Source organism: Streptomyces sp. NPDC038707 (assembly GCF_040636485.1).
Taxonomy (GTDB): domain Bacteria; phylum Actinomycetota; class Actinomycetes; order Streptomycetales; family Streptomycetaceae; genus Streptomyces.
In genome coordinates this window covers 150,241-172,392 of the sequence record NZ_JBEZUP010000006.1, presented here as the reverse complement: position 1 = coordinate 172,392, position 22,152 = coordinate 150,241, and the positions used below count along the sequence as shown (strand labels likewise).

The following is a 22,152-nucleotide window of genomic DNA, read 5'->3' as shown; positions in this document are numbered from 1 at the left end:
CGGGTCATCCGGCCCGGTCGCCGGCCCCGCGCCCCCGCCCCGGGAAAACCGGTCCGCCGCTGTCCGCGCGGCGCCGTACACTGGGCGGAGCGAGAAGCGTGGATGGGGACGAGTAGCGGCGTACGCAGCCCAGAGCGACCCGGGGACGGTGTGAGCCCGGGGGCGAGCGCGACGTGAAGATCACCCCGGAGCCGCCGGAAGAAAGCCGCAGCCCGAGGGCCACGGCGAGTAGAACCGGCTTCGCGAACCCAATGAGGGGGCTCACCGGCGCGTACGGCGCACCGGGGGGCCAAGGAGGGTGGTACCGCGGGAGCGCGCCGCACACGGCGTCCACAGGATCGAAGGCTCTCGTCCCTCCGACGGAAGGCAGCAAGTCCGTTGGAGGATGCTCGCAGATGACAGCGCCGACGTACCGCCAGGTGCCCGCACAGGTCGACCTGCCCGCTCTTGAGCACGCCGTGCTCGACTTCTGGCGCGAGCAGAAGATCTTCGCCAAGAGCCTGGAGCAGTCCGAGGGCCGCCCCGAGTGGGTGTTCTACGAAGGGCCGCCCACCGCCAACGGCATGCCCGGCGCGCACCACATCGAGGCGCGCGTCTTCAAGGACGTCTTCCCCCGCTTCCGCACCATGCGGGGCTACCACGTGGCCCGCAAGGCCGGCTGGGACTGCCACGGCCTGCCCGTCGAGCTGGCCGTCGAGAAGGAGCTGGGCTTCTCCGGCAAGCAGGACATCGAGGCGTACGGCATCGCCGAGTTCAACGCCAAGTGCCGCGAGTCGGTGACCCGGCACACCGACGCGTTCACCGAGCTGACGACCCGCATGGGCTACTGGGTCGACCTGGACGACGCCTACCGCACGATGGACCCCGAGTACGTGGAGTCCGTGTGGTGGTCGCTGAAGGAGATCTTCAACAAGGGCCTGCTGGTCCAGGACCACCGCGTCGCCCCCTGGTGCCCGCGGTGCGGCACCGGCCTGTCCGACCACGAGCTGGCGCAGGGCTACGAGACGGTCGTCGACCCGTCCGTGTACGTCCGCTTCCCGCTCACCTCCGGCCCGCTCGCCGGCCAGGCCGCGCTCCTGGTGTGGACGACCACCCCCTGGACGCTGGTGTCCAACACGGCGGTCGCCGCGCACCCGGACGTCACCTACGTCGTCGCGAGCAACGGCGAGGAGCAGCTCGTCGTCGCCGAGCCGCTGCTCGCCAAGGCGCTCGGCGAGGGCTGGGAGAGCACGGGCCGGACCTTCACCGGCGCCGAGATGGAGCGCTGGACGTACCAGCGCCCCTTCGAGCTGGTGGAGTTCCCCGAGCTGGCGCACTTCGTGGTGAACGCCGACTACGTCACCACCGAGGACGGCACGGGTCTGGTCCACCAGTCCCCGGCCTTCGGCGAGGACGACCTGCGTACCTGCCGCGCCTACGGCCTGCCGCTGGTGAACCCGGTCCGCCAGGACGGCACCTTCGCCGAGGACGTCCCCCTGGTCGGCGGCGTCTTCTTCAAGAAGGCGGACGAAAAGCTCACCGAGGACCTGTCGCAGCGCGGCCTCCTGTTCCAGCACCTGCCGTACGAACACAGCTACCCGCACTGCTGGCGCTGTCACACCGCGCTGCTCTACTACGCACAGCCCTCCTGGTACATCCGTACGACGGCGGCCAAGGACCGGCTCATCCGGGAGAACGAGAAGACCAACTGGTTCCCGGAGACGGTCAAGCACGGCCGCTACGGCGACTGGCTGAACAACAACATCGACTGGGCGCTGTCCCGCAACCGCTACTGGGGCACCCCGCTGCCCATCTGGCGCTGCGAGGACGACCACCTCACCTGCGTCGGCTCCCTCACCGAGCTGACCGAGCTGACCGGCACCGACCAGTCCGGCCTCGACCCGCACCGGCCGTACATCGACGACGTCACCTTCGCCTGCCCGCACGAGGGCTGCGGCAAGACCGCCACGCGCGTGCCCGAGGTCATCGACGCCTGGTACGACTCGGGTTCGATGCCGTTCGCCCAGTGGGGCTACCCGTACAAGAACAAGGAGCTGTTCGAGAGCCGGTACCCGGCCCAGTTCATCTGCGAGGCCATCGACCAGACCCGCGGCTGGTTCTACACGCTGATGGCCGTCGGCACCCTCGTCTTCGACCAGTCGTCGTACGAGAACGTCGTCTGTCTGGGCCACATCCTGGCCGAGGACGGCCGCAAGATGTCCAAGCACCTGGGCAACATCCTCCAGCCGATCCCGCTGATGGACCAGCACGGCGCGGACGCGGTGCGCTGGTTCATGGCGGCCGGCGGCTCCCCGTGGGCCGCGCGCCGGGTCGGCCACGGCACCATCCAGGAGGTCGTCCGCAAGACGCTGCTGACGTACTGGAACACGGTCGCCTTCCAGGCGCTGTACGCCCGTACGTCGGGCTGGGCGCCGTCCGCGGCGGACCCGGCGCCGGCCGAGCGCCCGGTGCTGGACCGCTGGCTGCTGTCCGAACTGCACGCGCTGACCGACCAGGTGACCCAGGCGCTGGAGGGCTACGACACCCAGCGCGCCGGCAAACTGCTGTCCGCGTTCGTCGACGACCTGTCCAACTGGTACGTCCGCCGCTCGCGCCGCCGCTTCTGGCAGGGCGACAAGGCCGCGCTGCGCACGCTGCACGAGGTGCTGGAGACGGTCACCAAGCTGATGGCGCCGCTCACCCCGTTCATCACCGAGCGGGTGTGGCAGGACCTGGTCGTGCCGGTCACCCCGGGCGCGCCGGAGTCCGTGCACCTGTCCGCCTGGCCCGAGGCCGACCTGTCGGCGATCGACCCGGAGCTGTCCCGGCAGATGGTGCTGGTGCGCCGGCTGGTGGAGCTGGGCCGGGCCACACGCGCGGAGTCGGGCGTCAAGACCCGTCAGCCGCTGTCCCGCGCGCTGATCGCGGCGGCCGGCTTCGAGTCCCTGGACCCGGAGCTGCACACGCAGATCACCGAGGAGCTGAACGTCTCGTCCCTGGCGTCGCTGTCCGAGGTCGGCGGCAGCCTGGTCGACACGACCGCCAAGGCCAACTTCCGGGCGCTGGGCAAGCGGTTCGGCAAGCGGGTGCAGGACGTGGCGAAGGCCATCGCGGGCGCCGACGCCGCCGCGCTGTCCCTCGCGCTGCGCGAGGGCACGGCGTCCGTGGAGGTCGACGGTGAGACCATCGCCCTGGCCCCGGACGAGGTGATCGTCACGGAGACCCCGCGCGAGGGCTGGTCGGTGGCCTCCGACTCCGGTGCCACGGTGGCGCTGGACCTGGAGATCACCGAGGAACTGCGGCAGGCGGGTCTGGCCCGGGACGCGATCCGGCTGATCCAGGAGGCCCGCAAGAACAGCGGCCTGGACGTGGCCGACCGGATCGCGCTGCGCTGGACCTCCACGGACCCGGCGGTCCTCGCGGCCCTGTCCGAGCACTCCGGGCTGATCGCCGACGAGGTCCTCGCGACCGACTTCGCCCAGGGCGAGGCCGACGACAGCTACGGCGAGCCGTTCACCGACGAGGGCCTGTCGCTGACGTTCCGCCTGCGCAAGGCGTAGCCACGCCGTCGTCGGACAGCCGGAAGGCCCGGTTCCCCGTAGCGGGGGGCCGGGCCTTCGGCGTCGGTGGAGAACGATCGGGTGCGCCGGGGCGGGCCGGATTCGAACCGGCGTCCTCCTAGATGCCATCGAGGCGCGACGACCGACTGCGCTACGCACCCCGGCGCACGACGAAGGGTACCCGAAAACGATCATCGCGGCCGCACGGCTTCCGGGAGCCCCCGCCCGTCCGACGTGTGCGCCGCGCTCCGGTGGAGAACTGCCGTGCGCCCGCGCTCCCCTGCGAGCCCGCGCCCCTGAAAGGCCCCCACGCGCCCGGCGCACAGGAGCACAGCGCAGAGGGACCCACCCGCCAGCCCGCGCGAAAAGGGCGCGGCCCCGGATCGTGATCCGGGGCCGCGCCCTGAACGCTGCCGACGCCTAAGGCGTCCTACGCACCGTGTGGGGTGCTCAGTTGTCGTCCTCGTCGATCAGGAACCCGCGCATCGGCGAGGGAGCCTGGCCCATCGGGGACGGGCCCTGCGGACGGACCGGGGCCATGGGCTGCGTCATGGCCGGGGTCATCTGCTGCTGGCCGCCGTAGGACGGACCGGACGGGGCCTGCGAACCGCCCATCGACTGGTTGCCGCCGTAGGACGGGGCACCGGCGCCGGCCGGGGCCATGGAGGGCGCCGGGGACGGCGGCAGCGAGGCGGTGGCCGGGGTGCGCGGCGGGGCCAGCGAGTCGTCGGCCTGGGTCTCCAGCTGACGCAGCTGCGACTCCAGGTACGACTTCAGCCGCGTGCGGTACTCGCGCTCGAAGCCGCGCAGGTCCTCGACCTTGCGCTCCAGCGTGGCGCGCGCGGACTCCAGGGAGCCCATGGCCACGCGGTGCTTCTCCTGCGCGTCCCGCTCCAGGGCGTCGGCCTTGGCACGGGCGTCACGCTCCAGACCCTCGGCGCGGCTGCGGGCCTCGCCGACGATCTTGTTGGCCTCGGAACGGGCCTCGGCGATCGCCTGGTCGGCGGTCTGCTGGGCCAGCGAGAGGACACGGGCGGCGCTGTCGCCGCCGGGGCCCTGACCGGGGCCGCCCATCGGACCGCCCATGGGGCCACCCATGGGACCGCCCATCGGGCCGCCCATCTGCTGCTGCATGGGCGGCTGACCGCCCATCGGGCCCTGACCCATCGGACCCTGGCCCATCGGGCCGGGACCCTGCGGGCCGCCCTGACCGCCGGGGCCGGCGGGCAGCTGCGGGGCACCGCTCGGCAGCTGGGGCGGACCACCCATGGGGCCACCCATCTGCTGCTGCGGCGGGCCCGATATCCCGGCGGGCACCGGCTGGCCGGGACCTCGCATGCCCTGCTGCTGAGGGTGTTGCTGCTGCTGGGGGTGCTGCTGCTGGGGGTGTTGCTGCTGCTGATCCTGCTCCGGAGGCTTGCGCGCGTTCTGCTGGTTCTGCGCGGCGGCTCGCGTCGCGGCGGCCAGCTTGGCGCGCAGGTCCTCGTTCTCGCGGAGCAGACGGGTCAGTTCGGCTTCGACCTCGTCGAGGAAGGCATCGACCTCGTCCTCGTCATAGCCTTCTCGGAGGCGGACGGTCGTGAACTGCTTGTTCCGCACGTCCTCGGGGGTCAACGGCATCTCTTCACCTCAACGTAGTCATCGGCAGTCGGCAAGACCGGATCGTCCACCCTCATCTCACGAAGCTCTGCACGATGGAGATGAGAATGTAGACGATGATCATCAGTACGAAGAAGGACAGGTCGAGCGCCACGCCCCCGAGACGCAGCGGCGGGATGAACCGCCGCAGAAGCTTCAGCGGTGGATCGGTGACAGTGTAGGTGGCCTCCAGAACGACCACCATCGCCTTGCCGGGTTGCCACGAGCGGGCGAACTGGAAGACGTAGTCCATGACCAGCCGGAAGATGAGGATGACAAGGAACACCATCAGCGCGATGTAGATCACCTGCGCGAACACGCTCATGGCCTGCGGTTCCCTCTCCCCTGTCCATGCTTTTCCGTGCTTCGGTCCGGTCCTGCGTCTCAGCTCTGGTTGAAGAACCCGCCCTCTGCGATGCGGGCCTTGTCCTCCGCCGTGACATCGACGTTAGCAGGAGACAACAGGAACACCTTCTGCGTCACCCGTTCGATGCTGCCGTGAAGACCAAACACCAAACCGGCCGCAAAGTCGACAAGTCGCTTCGCGTCTGTGTCATCCATCTCAGTCAGATTCATGATCACCGGGGTGCCTTCACGGAAGTGTTCCCCGATGGTACGGGCCTCGTTGTAGGTCCGCGGGTGAAGCGTGGTGATTCGGTAAGGCTCTCGTTCCGACACAACCTTGGGCATGATCACCGGCGCGTTCTTCTCCAGGGACTGGCGTTCTTGTGTGATGGATGCCACGGGCGCGATACGCGCCGGACGTCCGGATTCCGCGGCGAGCGAAGTCGAACGGGCAACCGGTTCGCGAGGCGCGGGTGGCTGCACGATCCGTACCTCTTCGTCCCTTTGGGGCGAATGCGCACCATGCGGCTGATGTGACGGTTCGTGCCGTCGGTGGTCCCGCTCGGTCTCCGGGTCCAGCTCCGGCTCGAAGTCGTCGTCGGGGTCGAATCCGCGGCCGTCGTACCCATCGTCCTCCACGAGGCCGAGGTAGACCGCCATCTTGCGCATCGCGCCGGCCATGCTCTGAGTCCTCCGCTCTGTGGTGGATCGGCTGACGACTGCCAAGTGCCCGCGATCCACGTGGTCGTTGTGCCCAACTTCACGGGCATTGACCATATTTTCTGCTGTGGTCCGACTTCTTGGCGACGTTACCCGAGCCTGGGGCGGACTCCGAGTACCGCGGTGCCAATGCGCACATGTGTCGCCCCGGCGGCCACGGCCTGTTCGAGGTCCGCGCTCATCCCTGCCGACACCATGGTTGCAGCCGGATGGGCCCGGCGCAGGTCGGTCGACAAATCCATGAGCCGCTCGAACGCGGCCTGTTCGCGTCCCGCGTACTCCCCGGTCAGCGGAGCGACGGTCATCAGTCCGTCGAGCCGCAGCCCGGGCGCGTCGGCGACGAGACCGGCCAACTCTTCGATTCCGCCGGGGGCCACGCCGCCGCGGTCGCCCCGGCCGCTCGCTCCGGCGTCGAGCGCGACCTGGAGCAGACAGCCCACCTCGCGCCCCGTCCGTACCGCCTCCTTCGACAGCGCGGTGACGAGCCGGGAACGGTCGACCGACTGTACGACATCGGCATAACCGACCACGGAACGCACCTTGTTGGTCTGCAGCTGACCGACGAAGTGCCACTTCAGCGGCAGATCCGCACAGGCGGCGGCCTTCGGGCCCGCCTCCTGGTCACGGTTCTCGGCGACATGGCGCACACCGAGCTCCGACAGGATCCGCACATCGCCCGCCGGGTGGGTCTTGGTGACCACGATCAGGGTCACCTCCTCCCGCTCGCGCCCCGCCGCCGCACACGCGGCGGCGATGCGCTCCTCCACCTTCGCCAGATTCGCGGCGAGTTCGGTCTTACGGTCCGTCATGCCCTATCAGTCCAGCCAGACGTAGCCTGCGAGCCGCCCGGTGGTGCGGTCGCGGCGGTACGAGAAGTGATCCTTCGACTCCAGCGTGCACACCGGCGTTCGCGCCCGGTCGCACACCCCGAGCCGGTCGAGCTGGGCGTGCACGCCGGCGCTCACATCGACCGCCGGCGTGCCCCAGCTCGTCTCGGCGTGCGCCGCCGGCTCGACGGCGGCCACCTCGGCGCGCATCGCCTCCGGCACCTCGTAGCACCGGCCGCACACGGCCGGTCCGGTGCGGGCGACGATCCGGCCCGGCTCGGCACCGAGTTCGACCATGGCCCGTACGGCGGCGGGGACGACGCCCTTCACCATGCCGGGCCGGCCCGCGTGGGCCGCGGCGGCGATCCCGGCCACGGGGTCGGCCAGCAGCACCGGCACGCAGTCGGCGGTGAGGACGGCCAGGGCCAGTCCGCGCCGGGCGGTGACGACCGCGTCGGCCTCCGGCACCCCCCGGTCTCCCCACGGCGCGTCCACCACGGCGACCTCGGCGCCGTGCACCTGGTTCATCCACACGACCTGGTCCGGGTCCAGGCCGAGCGACTTCGCCGCCCGTTCGCGGTTGCCGCGCACCGCCTCGGGCGTGTCGCCGACCGCGCCGCCGAGGTTCAGCTCCTCATACGGAGCGGCGCTCACCCCGCCCCACCGGTCGGTGAAGGCGAAGTGCGCGCCGCTCACGCTCTCGCGCCGTCCTATCACTTGAGGAAGTCCGGGACGTCCAGCTCCTCGGCCGCGCTGTCCGAGTAGGTCCGCGGCGCCGGGGGTGCCGGGGGGGCGACCGGGATGTCCGGCACCGGCTCGGGTGCGGGCTCCGGCTCCTCCTTCGGCTTGACGCTGCCCAGCGAGCCGAAGGACGGACGGCTGGGCTCGCTCGGCCGGGCCGGGGCGGGCTCCTCGCGGCGGGCGGGGGCCGAACCGGAGGCCGAGCCGAGGACGTTGTCCCGGCGGGCCGGCGGCTGGCCGCCGTCGAAGCCGGCCGCGATCACGGTGACCCGCACCTCGTCGCCGAGGGCGTCGTCGATGACCGCGCCGAAGATGATGTTGGCCTCGGGGTGGGCTGCCTCGCTGACCAGCTGGGCGGCCTCGTTGATCTCGAACAGGCCGAGGTCGGAGCCGCCGGAGATGGAGAGCAGCACACCCCGGGCGCCGTCGATGGACGCCTCCAGCAGCGGCGAGGAGATCGCCATCTCGGCCGCGGCCACCGCGCGGTCGTCGCCGCGGGCCGAGCCGATGCCCATGAGGGCCGAACCGGCCTCGGACATGACCGACTTCACGTCGGCGAAGTCCAGGTTGATCAGGCCGGGGGTGGTGATGAGGTCGGTGATGCCCTGAACGCCGGAGAGCAGGACCTGGTCCGCGGACTTGAAGGCGTCCAGGACCGAGACCTGGCGGTCCGAGATGGACAGCAGCCGGTCGTTCGGGATGACGATGAGGGTGTCGACCTCCTCGCGCAGTTCGGCGATGCCGTCCTCGGCCTGGTTCGCGCGGCGCCGTCCCTCGAAGGTGAACGGGCGCGTGACCACGCCGATGGTCAGGGCGCCGAGCGAGCGTGCGATGTTGGCCACGACGGGCGCCCCGCCGGTGCCGGTGCCGCCGCCTTCACCGGCCGTCACGAAGACCATGTCGGCCCCCTTGAGGACCTCCTCGATCTCCTCGCGGTGGTCCTCGGCGGCCTTGCGGCCGACGGCCGGGTTGGCTCCGGCGCCGAGTCCGCGGGTGAGTTCGCGGCCGACGTCGAGCTTGACGTCGGCGTCGCTCATCAACAGCGCCTGTGCGTCGGTGTTGATGGCGATGAACTCGACGCCCTTGAGACCGACCTCGATCATCCGGTTGATGGCATTGACACCACCGCCGCCGACACCGATGACCTTGATGACTGCGAGGTAGTTCTGCGGTGCTGCCACGTCGAAGGCCTCTCGCCTCGAATTACGTTGTCGCCGCCGTGCGGTGCCCCGCGCCGGGACGACGGATGCCGAATGGGACGGTCCGTAGCGCCGACCCGAACCCTAACCTTGAAGTTTAGGGTTACCAGTGTGTCTGTTCCCTGGAGTCTTCCGAACAGGACACTAAGTCGACAAGTGGCGCCCGTTCAACGAACACGCCGAACCTCCCGTTTTTCTTTTCACCCTATGTGATCAGCCGTAGCGGTGCCCAACCAGGGGGTTGGCCTGCGCTGATGTGCGTCAACTCCCTGATGACGCAGGGGCGGTGGGAACGGTGACGTCGAAGTGCCGTGCGCCGGGAGCTGCTTTCATGAGAGCCGTGAGGGCCCGTGCCTTGGCGCGGCCCTGTTCGTCACTGCCCCATGCCACCGTGCGGCCGTCGCCCAACTCCACGGAGACGGCGTCGTAGGAGCGCACGTGGACGGTCCGGGCGGTGCGCGCCACGGGAGCGGGCAGGTCGCCGGCGACCCGGACGGCCGCGCGCACCAGGCGGCCGGTGCCGAAGCGCCGCAGGCTCGCGGCGCCGGGCCCCTTCCGGGGCGCGGACAGTTCCAGACTCGGAACGCCTTTCGGCGCCTGGGAAACCGTAGCGAAACGGACACCCTCGTCATCGACTTCGACGAAGTTCCCGCCCTTGCGGATCAGCAGGACCGGAGTGCGCTCGCTCACATTCAGGGCGATCCCCGTGGGCCAGGAACGCACCACGTCCACGGTGTCGATCCGGGGCAGTTCGCGGCGGAGCCGGGCTTCGATGGCACCCGTGTCGACGGACGCCATCGGTGCCCCGACGGGCACGTCGGCCGCCTCGCGCACCTGTGCGGGGGTCAGCACGCGCGTGCCCGACACCGGGACGTGCCGCACCCGCAGCCACTGCGAGCCGTACACCATCCAGGCGCCGGCGGCCCCGAGCAGGACGACGGCCATGGCCAGGATGACGATTCTGCGAAGACGCCGCCTGGGGCCGCGGGCGGGCGGCTGGCCGGACGACCCCTGCTGGCGTTCCCCGCGCTCGGCGGTAGTCGGTCCGGCCACCCTCACTGCCCTTTCGTCATACGGTCCTAACGGCGCGAGGCGATCGCCTCGTACACCATGCCGACGAGCAGCTCGTCGGCGTCCCGGCGGCCGAACTCGCTTGCCGAGCGGGACATCTCGTACAGCCGGTGCGGGTCGGCGAGCACCGGCAGCACGTTCTGCTGCACCCACTCGGGCGTCAGTTCCGCGTCGTCCACGAGGAGTCCGCCGCCCGCCTTGACCACCGGCTGGGCGTTCAGCCGCTGTTCGCCGTTGCCGATCGGCAGCGGGACGTACGCGGCGGGCAGGCCCACGGCGGAGAGTTCGGCGACGGTCATCGCGCCCGCGCGGCAGAGCATCATGTCGGCCGCGGCGTACGCGAGGTCCATCCGGTCCAGGTAACTTACCGGGATGTAGGGGGGCATCCCCGGCATCTGCTGCACCTGCGGCAGTTCGTTCTTCGGGCCGACCGCGTGCAGGATCTGGATGCCGGCCTGCTGGAGCCAGGGGGCGACCGTCTGCGTCACCTCGTTCAGCCGCCGGGCGCCCTGCGAGCCGCCGGAGACGAGCAGCGTGGGCAGGTTGGGGTCGAGGCCGAAGCGGTGCCGGGCCTCGGGCCGGACGGCGGCGCGGTCCAGCGTGGCGATGGAGCGGCGCAGCGGGATGCCGATGTAGCGGGCGTCACGCAGCTTGCTGTCCGGGGTGGAGACGGCGACCCGGGCCGCGTAGCGCGAGCCGATCTTGTTGGCCAGACCGGGGCGGGCGTTGGCCTCGTGGATGACGATGGGCACCCCGAGGCGCTTGGCCGCCAGATAGCCGGGCAGCGCGACATAGCCGCCGAAGCCGACCACGACGTCCGCCTTGGTGCGCTCCAGGATCTGCTCCGCGGCCTTGATGGTGCCGCGCAGCCGGCCCGGGACGGTGATCAGCTCGGGGGTGGGCTTGCGGGGCAGCGGCACCGCCGGGATCAGCGCCAGTTCATAGCCGCGCTCCGGGACGAGCCGGGTCTCCAGGCCGCGCTCCGTGCCCAGGGCCGTGATTCCCACGGTCGGGTCCTGCCTGCGCAGGGCGTCCGCGAGGGCGAGCGCGGGCTCGATGTGGCCGGCGGTCCCCCCACCGGCGAGTACGACATGCACCGAAATTCACCGCTCTCCGGACGAACGCGCCGCCGAGGCACGCCGTCGCATCGTGTTCCATCTCCGAGGCCCCCGCTCGGCACCGGAGCCTCCCGCCCGCTTTCTACCAAAGCGGGGTTGCCGCATCGCAAGCGCCGCCCGCGCAGCGGGCTCGTCGCGCGCGAAGGCGATCAGCAGCCCGATGGCGAACATGGTCGGCAGCAGGGCGGACCCTCCGTAGGAGAACAGCGGGAGGGGGACGCCGGCGATCGGCAGCAGGCCGAGCACCGCACCGATGTTGATCACCGCCTGGGCGGTGATCCAGGTGGTCACGCCTCCCGCGGCGTACCTCACGAAGGGGTCCTCCGTGCGTCCGGCCACGCGGATACCCGCATAGCCTAGAGCCGCGAACAGGGCGAGCACCGACAGCGTCCCCGCCAGGCCCAGTTCCTCACCGGTGACGGCGAAGATGAAGTCGGTGTGGGCTTCGGGGAGTTGGCCCCATTTTTCCACACTCGCACCGAGCCCGGAGCCGAAGAATCCGCCGGAGGCGAGCGCGTAGATCCCGTGCACGGCCTGCCAGCAGTCGGCGACCCCGCTCTTGGGCTCGGTGGCGCCGATGCAGGCGAGCCGGGCCATCCGGTTGGCGCTGGTCTTGATCAGGAGCACCCCGATCAGGCCGGCGACCGACAGTACCCCGGCGAACAGCCGGGTCGGCGCGCCCGCGAGCCACAGCAGGCCGAAGAGGATCGCCGTGAGAATGATCGCGGTGCCCATGTCGCCGCCGAGCATGATCAGACCGAGCAGCAGGAAGGTGACCGGGACCAGCGGCACCAGCATGTGCTTCCACTGGGCCAGCAGTCTTCTCTCCTGCTTGCGGGCGATCAGGTCGGCGCCCCACAGCACCAGGGCGAGCTTGCCGAACTCGCTGGGCTGGATCTGGAAGGAGCCGCCGAGGGAGATCCAGTTCTGGTTGCCGTTGACCGACATCCCTATCCCCGGCACCTGTACCAGGGCCATCAGGAAGACGGCGGCGGCCAGGATCGGGTAGGCCAGCGCTCGGTGCAGTTTCACCGGCATGCGGGAGGCCGCGAACAGCAGTGCGCCGCCGATCAGCGCGGCGAGGAACTGCTTGCGGAAGAAGTAGGACCCGGGCAGCGACAGCTGGAGCGCGGTGATCTGGGAGGCCGAGTAGACCATCACCAGGCCCAGCACGGTGATCAGCACGCTGCCGCCGAGGATCAGGTAATAGGCGGTCAGCGGCCGGTCCCAGGCCTTGCGCGCGCGGGTGCAGAGCCGCTGTACCGGGTTCTCGCGCGGGACGCGGGGCGCGGCGGGACGGCGGGACGCCCGCTGTACGGGCGGCCGGCCGGTGCGGCTACCGGGCATCGGTGCCTCCGCTGAACGTCGACCGTCCCACGCGTCCCTCCCAAGATCCGCCCGGCAGGCGGCCGGGTTCAGGCGCCGAGTTCGCGGACCGCCGCCGCGAACGCGTCGCCGCGCTGGTTGTAGTTGGTGAACATGTCCATGGAGGCGCAGGCCGGGGCCAGCAGCACCGTGTCGCCGGGCCGGGCCAGCCGCTTGGCCTCCGTCACCGCCTGGAGCATCGCCCCAGTGTCGGTCCGGTCGAGGTCGACCACGGGTACTTCCGGGGCGTGTCGCGCGAGGGCGTCGCGGATCAGGGCCCGATCGGCACCGATCAGGACCGCACCGCGCAGCCGCTCGGCCGACTTGGCGACCAGTTCGTCGAAGGTGGCGCCCTTCGCCAGTCCGCCCGCGATCCATACGATCGACTCATATGCCGCCAACGAGGCTTCCGCGGCATGGGTGTTGGTGGCCTTGGAGTCGTCCACGTACGCGACCCCGTCGAGGTCGGCCACGTGCGCGATGCGGTGGGCGTCCGGGCGGAAGGCCCGCAGGCCGTCGCGCACGGCAGCGGCGGGCACCCCGAAGGCGCGCGCGAGGGCCGCCGCAGCGAGGGCGTTGGCGATGTTGTGCGGGGCCGGCGGGTGGATGTCGGAGACCTCGGCCAGCTCCTGCGCGTTCTTCTGCCGGTCCTCGACGAAGGCACGGTCGACCAGGATGCCGTCCACCACGCCGAGTTGGGACGGCGCCGGGGCGCCGAGGGTGAACCCGACCGCCCGGCAGCCCTCTTCGACGTCGGCCTCGCGCACCAGGTCCTCGGTGGCCCGGTCGGCGACGTTGTAGACGCAGGCGACCTTGTTGCCCTCGTAGATACGGCCCTTGTCGCGCGCGTACGCCTCCATGGAGCCGTGCCAGTCCAGGTGGTCCGGCGCCAGGTTGAGGACGGCGGCCGAGTGGGCGCGCAGCGAGGGCGCCCAGTGCAGCTGGTAGCTGGACAGTTCCACGGCGAGGACGTCGTACTCCTCCTCGCCGAGGACCGCGTCCAGCAGGGAGACGCCGATGTTGCCGACGGCGGCCGTGCGCAGGCCCGCCGCCTCGAGGATGGAGGCGAGCATCTGCACGGTGGTGGTCTTGCCGTTGGTGCCCGTCACGGCCAGCCAGGGGGCCGCGTCCGGGCCGCGCAGCCGCCAGGCCAGCTCCACGTCGCCCCAGACCGGCACCCCGGCCTGCCCGGCGGCGGCGAACAGCGGCTTGCCGGGCTGCCAGCCGGGCGCGGTGACGATCAGCTCGGTGCCCTCCGGCAGGGTGGCGCCGTCGCCGAGGCGCACGGTGATGCCGAGCGCCTCCAGTTCCGCGGCCTGTTCCCGCGCGCGGGCGTCGTCGCCGTCGTTGACGACCGTGACGACGGCCCCGCGCGCGTGCAGCACCTTGGCCGCCGGGACGCCGGAGACGCCGAGCCCGGCGACGGTGACGCGCTTGCCCTGGAAGTCGGAGAGCCCCGAGGTGGAGGTCACTTGTCCGCTGCCCATCCCGCGTAGAAGAGGCCCAGTCCGACGATCACACAGATGCCTTGGATGATCCAGAAGCGGACCACCACCAGGACCTCGGACCAACCCTTGAGTTCGAAGTGGTGCTGGAGTGGCGCCATCCGGAAGACGCGCTTGCCGGTGAGCCGGAAGGAGCCGACCTGGATGACGACCGACATGGTGATGAGGACGAACAGGCCGCCCATGATGGCCACCAGCAGCTCGGTGCGGGAGAGGATGGCCAGGCCGGTGAGGACACCGCCGAGGGCGAGCGAGCCGGTGTCGCCCATGAAGATCTTCGCCGGCGAGGTGTTCCACCACAGGAAGCCGAGGCAGGCACCCATGAGCGCGGAGGCGACCACCGCGAGGTCGAGCGGGTCGCGCACCTCGTAGCAGGCGCCCGGGTTGGTCAGGGTCTGCGCGTTGGCGCAGGACTCCTGGAACTGCCAGACGCCGATGAAGGTGTAGGCGCCGAAGACGAGCACGGAGGCGCCGGTGGCCAGGCCGTCCAGACCATCGGTGAGGTTCACGCCGTTCGACATCGCGAGGATCATGAACAGCGCCCAGACGACGAACAGCACCGGGCCGATCGACCACCCGAAGTCGGTGATGAACGACAGCTTCGTGGAGGCCGGGGTGTTGCCGCGGGCGTCGGAGAACTGGAGGGACAGCACGGCGAAGGCGATGCCGACGATCAGCTGGCCGGCCATCTTCGCCTTGGCCCGCAGACCCAGCGACCGACGCTTGACGATCTTGATGTAGTCGTCGAGGAAGCCGACAAGGCCCATGCCGAACATCAGGCCGAGGACCAGCAGACCGGAGTAGGTCGGCGCGTAGCCGGTGATGAGCTTGCTCAGGAAGTACGCGGCGATGGTCGCCAGGATGAAGGCGATACCGCCCATCGTCGGCGTACCGCGCTTGCTGGCGTGCTCGCGCGGGCCGTCGTCGCGGATGTACTGGCCGTAGCCCTTGCGGGCCAGCAGCTTGATCAGCAGCGGGGTGCCGACCAGCGTCAGGAAGAGGCCAATGACTCCCGAGAACAGGATCTGCTTCATCATCGGGCGGCGACCTCACCCTCGGTACCGGCCTCGACGAGCGCCTGGGCGACGCTCTCCAGCCCCACCGACCGGGACGCCTTCACGAGCACGACGTCCCCCGGGCGCAACTCGCTGCGCAACAGGTCGACCGCCGCCTGTGCGTCGGACACGTGCACCGACTCCTCACCCCACGAACCCTCGTTATATGCGCCCAATTGCAGCCAGGAGGCCTCAATCCCCCCGACGGCGACGAGCTTGCTGACGTTGAGCCGGACGGCGAGCCGTCCGACGGCGTCGTGCTCGGCGAGCGCCTCGTCCCCCAGCTCGGCCATCTTGCCGAGCACCGCCCACGTGCGGCGCCCCTTGCCCATGGCCGCGAGCGCCCTGAGGGCGGCCCGCATGGACTCGGGGTTGGCGTTGTAGGCGTCGTTGACGATGGTCACGCCGTCCGGGCGCTCGGTGACCTCCATGCGCCACCGGGAGAGGGAGCCCGCCTCGGAGAGCGCGAGGGCGATCTCTTCCGCGGACATGCCCAGCTCATGGGCGACGGCGGCCGCGGCGAGCGCGTTCGACACGTGGTGCTCACCGTACAGGCGCATCGTCACATCGCTTGCACCGGAGGGTGTGTGAAGCGTGAAGGCCGGCTGTCCGCTGTCCGTGAGTCGTACGTTCTCGGCGCGTACGTCCGCTTCGGCCGACTCTCCGAAAAGGATCACCTTCGCCTGGGTACGGGAGGCCATGGCCTTCACCAGCGGGTCGTCGGCGTTGAGGATCGCCGCGCCGCCCTCGCCCGCCGGGGGCAGCGCCTCCACCAACTCGCCCTTGGCCTGGGCGATCTGCTCGCGCCCGCCGAACTCCCCGATGTGCGCGGAGCCGACGTTGAGCACCAGGCCGATCCGCGGCGGGGTGAGGCCGGTGAGGTAGCGGATGTGCCCGATGCCGCGGGCGCCCATCTCCAGCACGAGGAACCTGGTCTCCTCGGTGGCGGACAGGGCGGTCAGCGGCAGCCCGATCTCGTTGTTGAGCGAGCCGGGCGTGAACACGGTCGGCGCCCTGCGCCCGAGCACCTGGGCGATCAGGTCCTTGGTGCTGGTCTTGCCGGCCGAGCCGGTCAGCGCCACGAGGGTCGTGCCGAGCCGGGCCACGACGTGCCGGGCGAGGGCGCCGAGGGCGGCCTGGACGTCGTCCACCACGATGGCGGGGACGCCGACCGGCCGGGCGGCCAGCACAGCGACCGCGCCGGCCTCGACGACCTGCCGGGCGTAGTCGTGGCCGTCCACCCGCTCGCCGACGAAGGCGGCGAACAGGCTGCCGGGCACCACCTCCCGGGAGTCCCGGACGACCGGTCCCGTGACCTGCACGGACGGATCCGGTATGTCGTGCGTCTGCCCGCCGACGACTGCTGCGATCTCGGCGAGGGAGAGGGCGATCACAAGTTCATCCCTGGGTCTTCTGGATAGCTTCGCGAAGCACCTGGCGGTCGTCGAAGGGACGGATCACGCCGGCGATGTCCTGGCCCTGCTCGTGACCCTTGCCCGCGACCAGCACCGTGTCGCCGGCCTGGGCGCGGCCCACGGCGGCGGCGACGGCGGCGGCCCGGTCCTCGAAGAGGAGCACCTCGCCGCGCTCGTGCGCGGGCACCGAGGCGGCGCCCTCGAGCATGGTCGCGAGGATCGCGAGGGGGTCCTCGGAACGGGGGTTGTCGGAGGTCAGTACGGCCGTGTCGGCGAGCCGGGCGGCGGCGGCGCCCATCGGGGCGCGCTTGGTCCGGTCGCGGTCGCCGCCGCAGCCGAGGACGACGTGCAGCCGGCCCTTGGTGACCTTGCGCAGCGCCCTGAGCACCGACTCGACCGCGTCCGTCTTGTGGGCGTAGTCGACGACCGCGAGGTAGGGCTGCCCGGCGTCGACGCGCTCCAGGCGGCCCGGCACGCCCGGTACGGCGGCGATGCCGTCGGCGGCGGCCTGCGGGTCGAGGCCGGCCGCGGCGAGGGCGGCGATGGCGGCGAGGGTGTTCGCCACGTTGAAGGGTCCGGCGATCGGCGACTTGGCGTGGATCCGCTCGCCGCCGGGGCCGAGGACGGTGAACGTCGAGTCCATCGGGCCGGTCTGGACGTCCTGGGCGCGCCAGTCGGCGTCCGGGTGGCCCTCGGCGGAGTAGGTGACGACCGGGACGGTCGCCTCCTCGACGAGCCGGCGGCCGTACTCGTCGTCCGCGTTGACCACGCCGAGCCTGCTGCGCTCGGGCGTGAACAGCCGTGCCTTGGCCCGGAAGTAGTCCTCCATGTCGGAGTGGAACTCCATGTGTTCCGGGCTGAGGTTGGTGAAGACGGCGACGTCGAACACGCAGCCGTCGACCCGGCCGAGGACCAGGGCGTGGCTGGAGACCTCCATGGCGACCGCCTCGACGCCGCGTTCGCGCATGACGGCGAACAGGGCCTGGAGGTCGGTGGCCTCGGGGGTGGTGCGCTCGGACTTGATCCGCTCGTCCCCGATGCGGGTCTCGACGGTGCCGACCAGCCCGGTGGCGCGGGCGGTCCGCAGGCCGCCCTCCACCAGGTAGGCGGTGGTGGTCTTGCCGGAGGTGCCGGTGATGCCGATCTGGAGCAGATCGCGGCCGGGCCGGCCGTAGATCCGGGCCGCCAGTTCGCCCATCCGCCCGCGCGGGTCGTCCACGACCAGGACCGGCAGGCCGGTGGCGGCGGCGCGCTCGGCGCCGTCGGCGTCGGTGAGCACGGCGACCGCGCCGAGGCCGGCGGCCTGGGCGGCGAAGTCGGCGCCGTGCAGCCGGGCGCCCGGCAGGGCCGCGTACAGGTCGCCGGGGCGGACGGCGCGCGAGTCGTGGGTGATCCCCGTGACCTCGGCGGCGGCGTCGGGAGCGGCGGTACCCAGCTGATCGGCCAGTTCCGCGAGGGGGGTGGCGGAGACCTGAACCGGTCGCGGCGGTCCCGGATATGTCACGGAAGCGCCCTTCTGGGTGGTTTGGGACTGATCAGCGTGTGGCACGGCGGTGAGCGTACCGGGCGTACCCGCTCCGGAGCGAAGTGAGGGGCTCTGGAGCCCTTGGTTCCCGGGATCGGGGGTGATCGTTGTCACGGGTTCGTTCCTGGTGTTTCCGTGCTGACCAGTGGGGTGCTGATCAGGGCTTGTACTCGACGGGCAGGCTGGCGGGCCTCGCCCCGGTGGGGGGGACCTGGAGGGTCTTCAGGGCGAACTCCATCACCTGCTTGTAGATGGGACCGCAGATCTGGCCGCCGAAATAGTTGCCGGACGTGGCGTTCTGGATGGCGCAGTAGACGGTGATCCGCGGCTTGTCGGCGGGGGCGAAACCGGCGAACGACGAGGTGTAGCCGCGGTAGCGGCCGGTGGCCGGATCCACTCGGTTGGCCGTGCCGGTCTTGCCCGCCACCCGGTACCCGGGGATGCGGGCCTTGATGCCCGTGCCCTGCTCGTCGTCGACCACGGACTCCAGCATCTGCGCGACGCTCTTGGCGGTCTTCTCGCTGACCACCCGCGTCTTCTTGGGCTGCGGCGCCGGGACGAACCGCCCGTCGGCGCCCTTGGTGCCGCGCACCAGGGTGGGCTCGACGCGGACCCCGCCGTTGGCGATGGTCGAGTACACGGAGGCGGCCTGCATGGCGTTGATGGAGAAGCCCTGGCCGAAAGGGATCGTGTACTGCTGCGAGGTGGACCACTTCTGCGGCGGCGCGAGGATGCCGGGGGTCTCGCCGGGGAAGCCGAGGCCGGTGTAACCGCCGATGCCGAACTTGCGCAGGTACGAGTAGAGGATCTTGTTGGCCTCGGACTGGCTCCTGGCGAGTTCGCCGGTGGCCAGGATGGTGCCGATGTTGCTGGACCTGGCGAGCACGCCGTTGAGCGTGAGGTACCAGGTGCGGTGGTCGACGTCGTCCTGGAACAGCCGGTCGCCGCGGTGCAGCCGGTTGGGTACGACGACATGGGTGAGCGGGGTGGCCGCGTTCCGCTCCAGCACGGCCGCCATCGACATCACCTTGGCGGTGGAGCCGGGCTCGTAGGCGTCCTGGAGGGCGGCGTTGCCCATGGCGTCGCCGTCGGCCTTCGCCAGGTCGTTGGGGTCGAAGCCGGGCGAGTTGGCCATGGCGAGGATCTGGCCGGTGCGGGTGTCCTGGACGATGACGTAACCGCGGTCCGCCTTCGACTTCGCCACCTGCTCGGAGATGGCGTTCTGCGCGGCCCACTGGATGTCGCGGTCGATGGTCAGCTCGACGTCGGCGCCGGGCACGGCGGGCGTCTCCGTCGACCCGACCGTGGGCACCTCGCGCCCGCCGGCCTGGGCGTAGCGGACCTTGCCGTCCTTGCCGGTGAGCTGCTTGTCGAGCTGCTGCTCCACACCGCCGCCGCCCTTGCCGTCGGCGTTGACCCAGCCCAGTATCCCGGCGGCCAGGTCGCCGTTGGGGTACACACGCTGGCTGCTGGGGTCCGCGAAGACGCCGGCCAGCACGTTGACGGTGGTGTGGTCGGTGCCGGCCTTGTTGGCGAGCGCCGTCTTCAGGTCCTTGATCTGCTTCCACACCTGCGGGGTCTGCCGGGCGGCCAGGCGGGTGTAGCGGGAGTTCCGGTTCGCGGGCCGCAGCTTCTTGACGAGCGCGGCCTCGTCCTGGCCGAGGATCGGGGCGAGCAGCGCGGCGGCCCGCTCCGGCCCGTCGGTGATCTTCAGCTGCTTGGCGCCGAACATGGTCGGGTCGGCCGTGATGTCGTACGCGTCCTCGCTGACGGCGAGGGCGACGCCGTTGCGGTCGGTGATCTCGCCGCGCTCGGCGGCCAGGGTGTGCACCACGTACCGGTTCTGCTCGGCCCGCGCCGCGTACGCGCTCGCGTCGACGGCCTGGACCTGGAGCAGCCGCACGACGAAGACGAGCAGCACCAGCGTCAGGGCGAGGCCGACCAGGCGCAGCCGGGGCCGGGGGCTGCCGAGCCGGAGCGGGGCGGGCGGCATGGGCCGGGCCCCGCCGGGCCGGCGCACCGGCCGCGCCCCGGGCCCGGGCTGCCGCCGTACGGCCCCCCTGGGCCGCGGCGGCTTGGCGGGTCCGGGCACGCGACGGCGCGGCGGTTGCCTGTCGGACACTTCCGTCACCTGCCGGGAATCGGGATGGACACGGACGGGGGGACGACCGCGGACGCGGAACGCCGGACCGGGCAGCGCCGCACCACGCACGGCAACGGCCGGACACACCCCCGGAACACGCCACCACGGCCCTCCCGGCCCGAGCGGAGCGCACACGCGGGTCCGGGCACGCGACGGCGCGGCGGTTGCCTGTCGGACACTTCCGTCACCTGCCGGGAATCGGAGTGGACACGGACGGGGGGACGACCGGGGACGCGGGGGCGGGCGGCGGGGTGGTGGGGGCCGGGGTGCCGGGCGGGAGGAGGGTCCCGGGGGCGGCGGCCGGGCCGGAGAGGGACGTGGTGCCGGGGGCGAGGAGGGCCGCGGGTTCGGGTGCCGGGCTGGGGACGCCCTTGACGGTGCCGTCGGGGGCGAGGAAGGCGGGGTCGCCGCCGGGGACCATGCCGAGTTCGCGGGCGCGCCGCTGGAGGGCGTCGGGGGCCGAGTAGGCGTCGATGTCCCGCTGGAGGGCCTGCTCCTCGTCGGTGAGCGTCTTCGTCCGCTTCTGCAGATCGGCGAGTTTGAACGAGCCCTCGCTGAGCGCGGAGTTCAGCACCAGCAGCCCGATGAGACCGCCGCCGAGCAGCAGGACGACGAGGAGCACGAACGGGGTGCGGGCCGCCTGGGCTCGGCCGGCCGGGAGGAGCCGGGCCAGTCGCGCCGCCCTCCCCTTCAGCTCGGGTTTCCTGCTCACCGCTCCCCCGGTACGGGGATGCCGCTCCCCCGGTGCGCGAAGGAGACCCTCCGACCCGTCTCGCTCACTCCACGTCCTCCCTGATGCGCTCGGCACCCCGCAGTCTGGCCGGTGCCGCCCGGCGGTTCTCGGCGATCTCCTCCTCGGTGGGAAGTTCGGCACCACGGGTGAGCAGCTTGAGCCGCGGCTGGTACCGCTCCGGCACGACCGGCAGCCCGGGCGGCGCGGTGGAGGCCGCTCCGGCCGCGAACACGTGCTTGACGAGCCGGTCTTCGAGCGAGTGGTACGACAGCACGGCGATGCGCCCGCCGACGTCGAGGGCCTTCACGGCCGCCGGGACCGCCCGTTCCAGCACGGACAGCTCGCCGTTGACCTCGATGCGCAGCGCCTGGAAGGTGCGCTTGGCGGGGTTGCCGCCGGTGCGCTTGGCGGCCTGCGGCAGGGCGTCCCGGATGAGTTCCACGAGCCGCGCGCTGTTGCTGAACGGCTCCTTGTCCCGCTCCCGCACGATCGCGGCGACGATCCGCTTGGCCTGCTTCTCCTCGCCGTACGCGCGCAGGATGCGCACGAGTTCGCCGGGCGGGTAGGTGTTGAGGACCTCGGCGGCGCTGATGCCGGTCGTCTGGTCCATGCGCATGTCCAGCGGCGCGTCCTGCGCGTAGGCGAAGCCGCGGCCGGCCTCGTCGAGCTGCATGGAGGAGACCCCGAGGTCGAACAGCACGCCCTGCACGCGCGCGATGCCGAGCCGGCCGAGGACGCCGGGCAGCTCGTCGTACACGGCGTGCACCAGGGTGGCGCGGTCGCCGAAGGGTGCGAGCCGCTCACCGGACAGCCGCAGCGCTTCCGTGTCCCGGTCCAGGCCGATCAGCCGCGCGCCGGGGAACCGGGTCAGCAGCGCCTCGCTGTGCCCGCCGAGGCCCAGGGTGCAGTCGACGACCACCGCTCCGGGGCGCTCCAGGGCGGGCGCCAGCAGATCCAGGCACCGCTGGAGCATCACCGGGACGTGTCGACTCTGGCTCAAGGGGGCCTCTCAGTTCCGGCGGGCCGTACGCACCGTCGGTCCCCCGAGCCGTACGTACGCGCCGCGCGCGCGGGGAGACGGTCCGGACGGTGCCGGGGTCTCCGGGGGTCTCACCAGCGGGGAGAGACTCGTCTCCCGCTTTCGCGTCACTTTAGTCCACGCCGTGCCCGGGTCAATCAACCGGCCTGCGCGTCGCGCACGGTGCCGCGGCGG

General features: G+C 71.5%; 17 protein-coding genes. 1 reads left to right on the top strand and 16 read right to left on the bottom strand.

The features are described from left to right. Positions 1–395 precede the first annotated feature (395 nt). Positions 396–3,539 carry an isoleucine--tRNA ligase gene (gene ileS / locus AB0E62_RS11250; protein ID WP_362191071.1) on the top strand — a complete coding sequence of 1,048 codons (3,144 nt, stop codon included), beginning with the start codon at positions 396–398 and terminating at the stop codon, positions 3,537–3,539. A 450-nt stretch (positions 3,540–3,989) separates the two neighbouring features. On the opposite strand, the gene AB0E62_RS11245 is transcribed toward ileS, so the two are convergent. The 16 genes from AB0E62_RS11245 to rsmH form a co-directional block, all read right to left on the bottom strand. After that, positions 3,990–5,159, bottom strand: coding sequence for a DivIVA domain-containing protein (locus AB0E62_RS11245; RefSeq protein WP_362191069.1), 1,170 nt, complete (start codon positions 5,157–5,159; stop codon positions 3,990–3,992). Positions 5,160–5,211: 52 nt separating this feature from the next. Beyond that, complete coding sequence (locus AB0E62_RS11240; RefSeq protein WP_362191067.1) at positions 5,212–5,502, bottom strand: YggT family protein; 291 nt, start codon at positions 5,500–5,502, stop codon at positions 5,212–5,214. A 59-nt stretch (positions 5,503–5,561) separates the two neighbouring features. Further along, on the bottom strand, positions 5,562–6,203 hold the full coding sequence (sepF, locus tag AB0E62_RS11235; protein WP_362191065.1) for a cell division protein SepF: 642 nt from the start codon (positions 6,201–6,203) through the stop codon (positions 5,562–5,564). A gap of 128 nt (positions 6,204–6,331) precedes the next feature. After that, entirely contained in the window at positions 6,332–7,051 is a 720-nt protein-coding gene (locus AB0E62_RS11230; RefSeq protein WP_362191063.1) for a YggS family pyridoxal phosphate-dependent enzyme, read from the bottom strand. Positions 7,052–7,057: 6 nt separating this feature from the next. Next, the gene (pgeF, locus tag AB0E62_RS11225; protein WP_362191061.1) at positions 7,058–7,786 is read right to left on the bottom strand and encodes a peptidoglycan editing factor PgeF; all 729 of its coding nucleotides are present in this window, start codon (positions 7,784–7,786) and stop codon (positions 7,058–7,060) included. Further along, on the bottom strand, positions 7,783–8,991 hold the full coding sequence (gene ftsZ / locus AB0E62_RS11220; RefSeq protein ID WP_362191059.1) for a cell division protein FtsZ: 1,209 nt from the start codon (positions 8,989–8,991) through the stop codon (positions 7,783–7,785). The genes pgeF and ftsZ overlap by 4 nt, the downstream gene beginning before the upstream one ends. 279 nt (positions 8,992–9,270) lie before the next feature. Continuing rightward, positions 9,271–10,062, bottom strand: coding sequence for an FtsQ-type POTRA domain-containing protein (locus AB0E62_RS11215; RefSeq protein ID WP_362191057.1), 792 nt, complete (start codon positions 10,060–10,062; stop codon positions 9,271–9,273). A gap of 26 nt (positions 10,063–10,088) precedes the next feature. After that, a complete protein-coding gene (murG, locus tag AB0E62_RS11210) occupies positions 10,089–11,177 on the bottom strand; it encodes an undecaprenyldiphospho-muramoylpentapeptide beta-N-acetylglucosaminyltransferase (protein ID WP_289965574.1) in 1,089 nt (362 codons plus the stop codon). Between the two features lie 6 nt (positions 11,178–11,183). Then, positions 11,184–12,545 carry a putative lipid II flippase FtsW gene (gene ftsW / locus AB0E62_RS11205; protein WP_362191054.1) on the bottom strand — a complete coding sequence of 454 codons (1,362 nt, stop codon included), beginning with the start codon at positions 12,543–12,545 and terminating at the stop codon, positions 11,184–11,186. Positions 12,546–12,613: 68 nt separating this feature from the next. After that, positions 12,614–14,050 (bottom strand): UDP-N-acetylmuramoyl-L-alanine--D-glutamate ligase, encoded by a 1,437-nt coding sequence (gene murD, locus AB0E62_RS11200; RefSeq protein WP_362191052.1) that lies wholly within the window; start codon positions 14,048–14,050, stop codon positions 12,614–12,616. Next, positions 14,032–15,102, bottom strand: coding sequence for a phospho-N-acetylmuramoyl-pentapeptide-transferase (gene mraY / locus AB0E62_RS11195; RefSeq protein ID WP_181795209.1), 1,071 nt, complete (start codon positions 15,100–15,102; stop codon positions 14,032–14,034). The genes murD and mraY overlap by 19 nt, the downstream gene beginning before the upstream one ends. Further along, positions 15,102–16,517, bottom strand: a complete 1,416-nt coding sequence (gene murF / locus AB0E62_RS11190; protein WP_362191050.1) for a UDP-N-acetylmuramoyl-tripeptide--D-alanyl-D-alanine ligase — start codon at positions 16,515–16,517, stop codon at positions 15,102–15,104. Before murF ends, mraY begins: the two co-directional genes overlap by 1 nt. Positions 16,518–16,521: 4 nt before the next feature. Continuing rightward, entirely contained in the window at positions 16,522–18,177 is a 1,656-nt protein-coding gene (locus tag AB0E62_RS11185; RefSeq protein WP_362191048.1) for a UDP-N-acetylmuramoyl-L-alanyl-D-glutamate--2,6-diaminopimelate ligase, read from the bottom strand. A gap of 43 nt (positions 18,178–18,220) precedes the next feature. Further along, a complete protein-coding gene (locus AB0E62_RS11180) occupies positions 18,221–20,185 on the bottom strand; it encodes a penicillin-binding protein 2 (RefSeq protein ID WP_362191046.1) in 1,965 nt (654 codons plus the stop codon). 205 nt (positions 20,186–20,390) lie between these two features. Next, complete coding sequence (locus AB0E62_RS11175) at positions 20,391–20,918, bottom strand: septum formation initiator family protein (protein WP_362191044.1); 528 nt, start codon at positions 20,916–20,918, stop codon at positions 20,391–20,393. 64 nt (positions 20,919–20,982) lie between these two features. Further along, the gene (rsmH, locus tag AB0E62_RS11170; RefSeq protein WP_362191042.1) at positions 20,983–21,939 is read right to left on the bottom strand and encodes a 16S rRNA (cytosine(1402)-N(4))-methyltransferase RsmH; all 957 of its coding nucleotides are present in this window, start codon (positions 21,937–21,939) and stop codon (positions 20,983–20,985) included. Between the last annotated feature and the right edge of the window lie 213 nt (positions 21,940–22,152).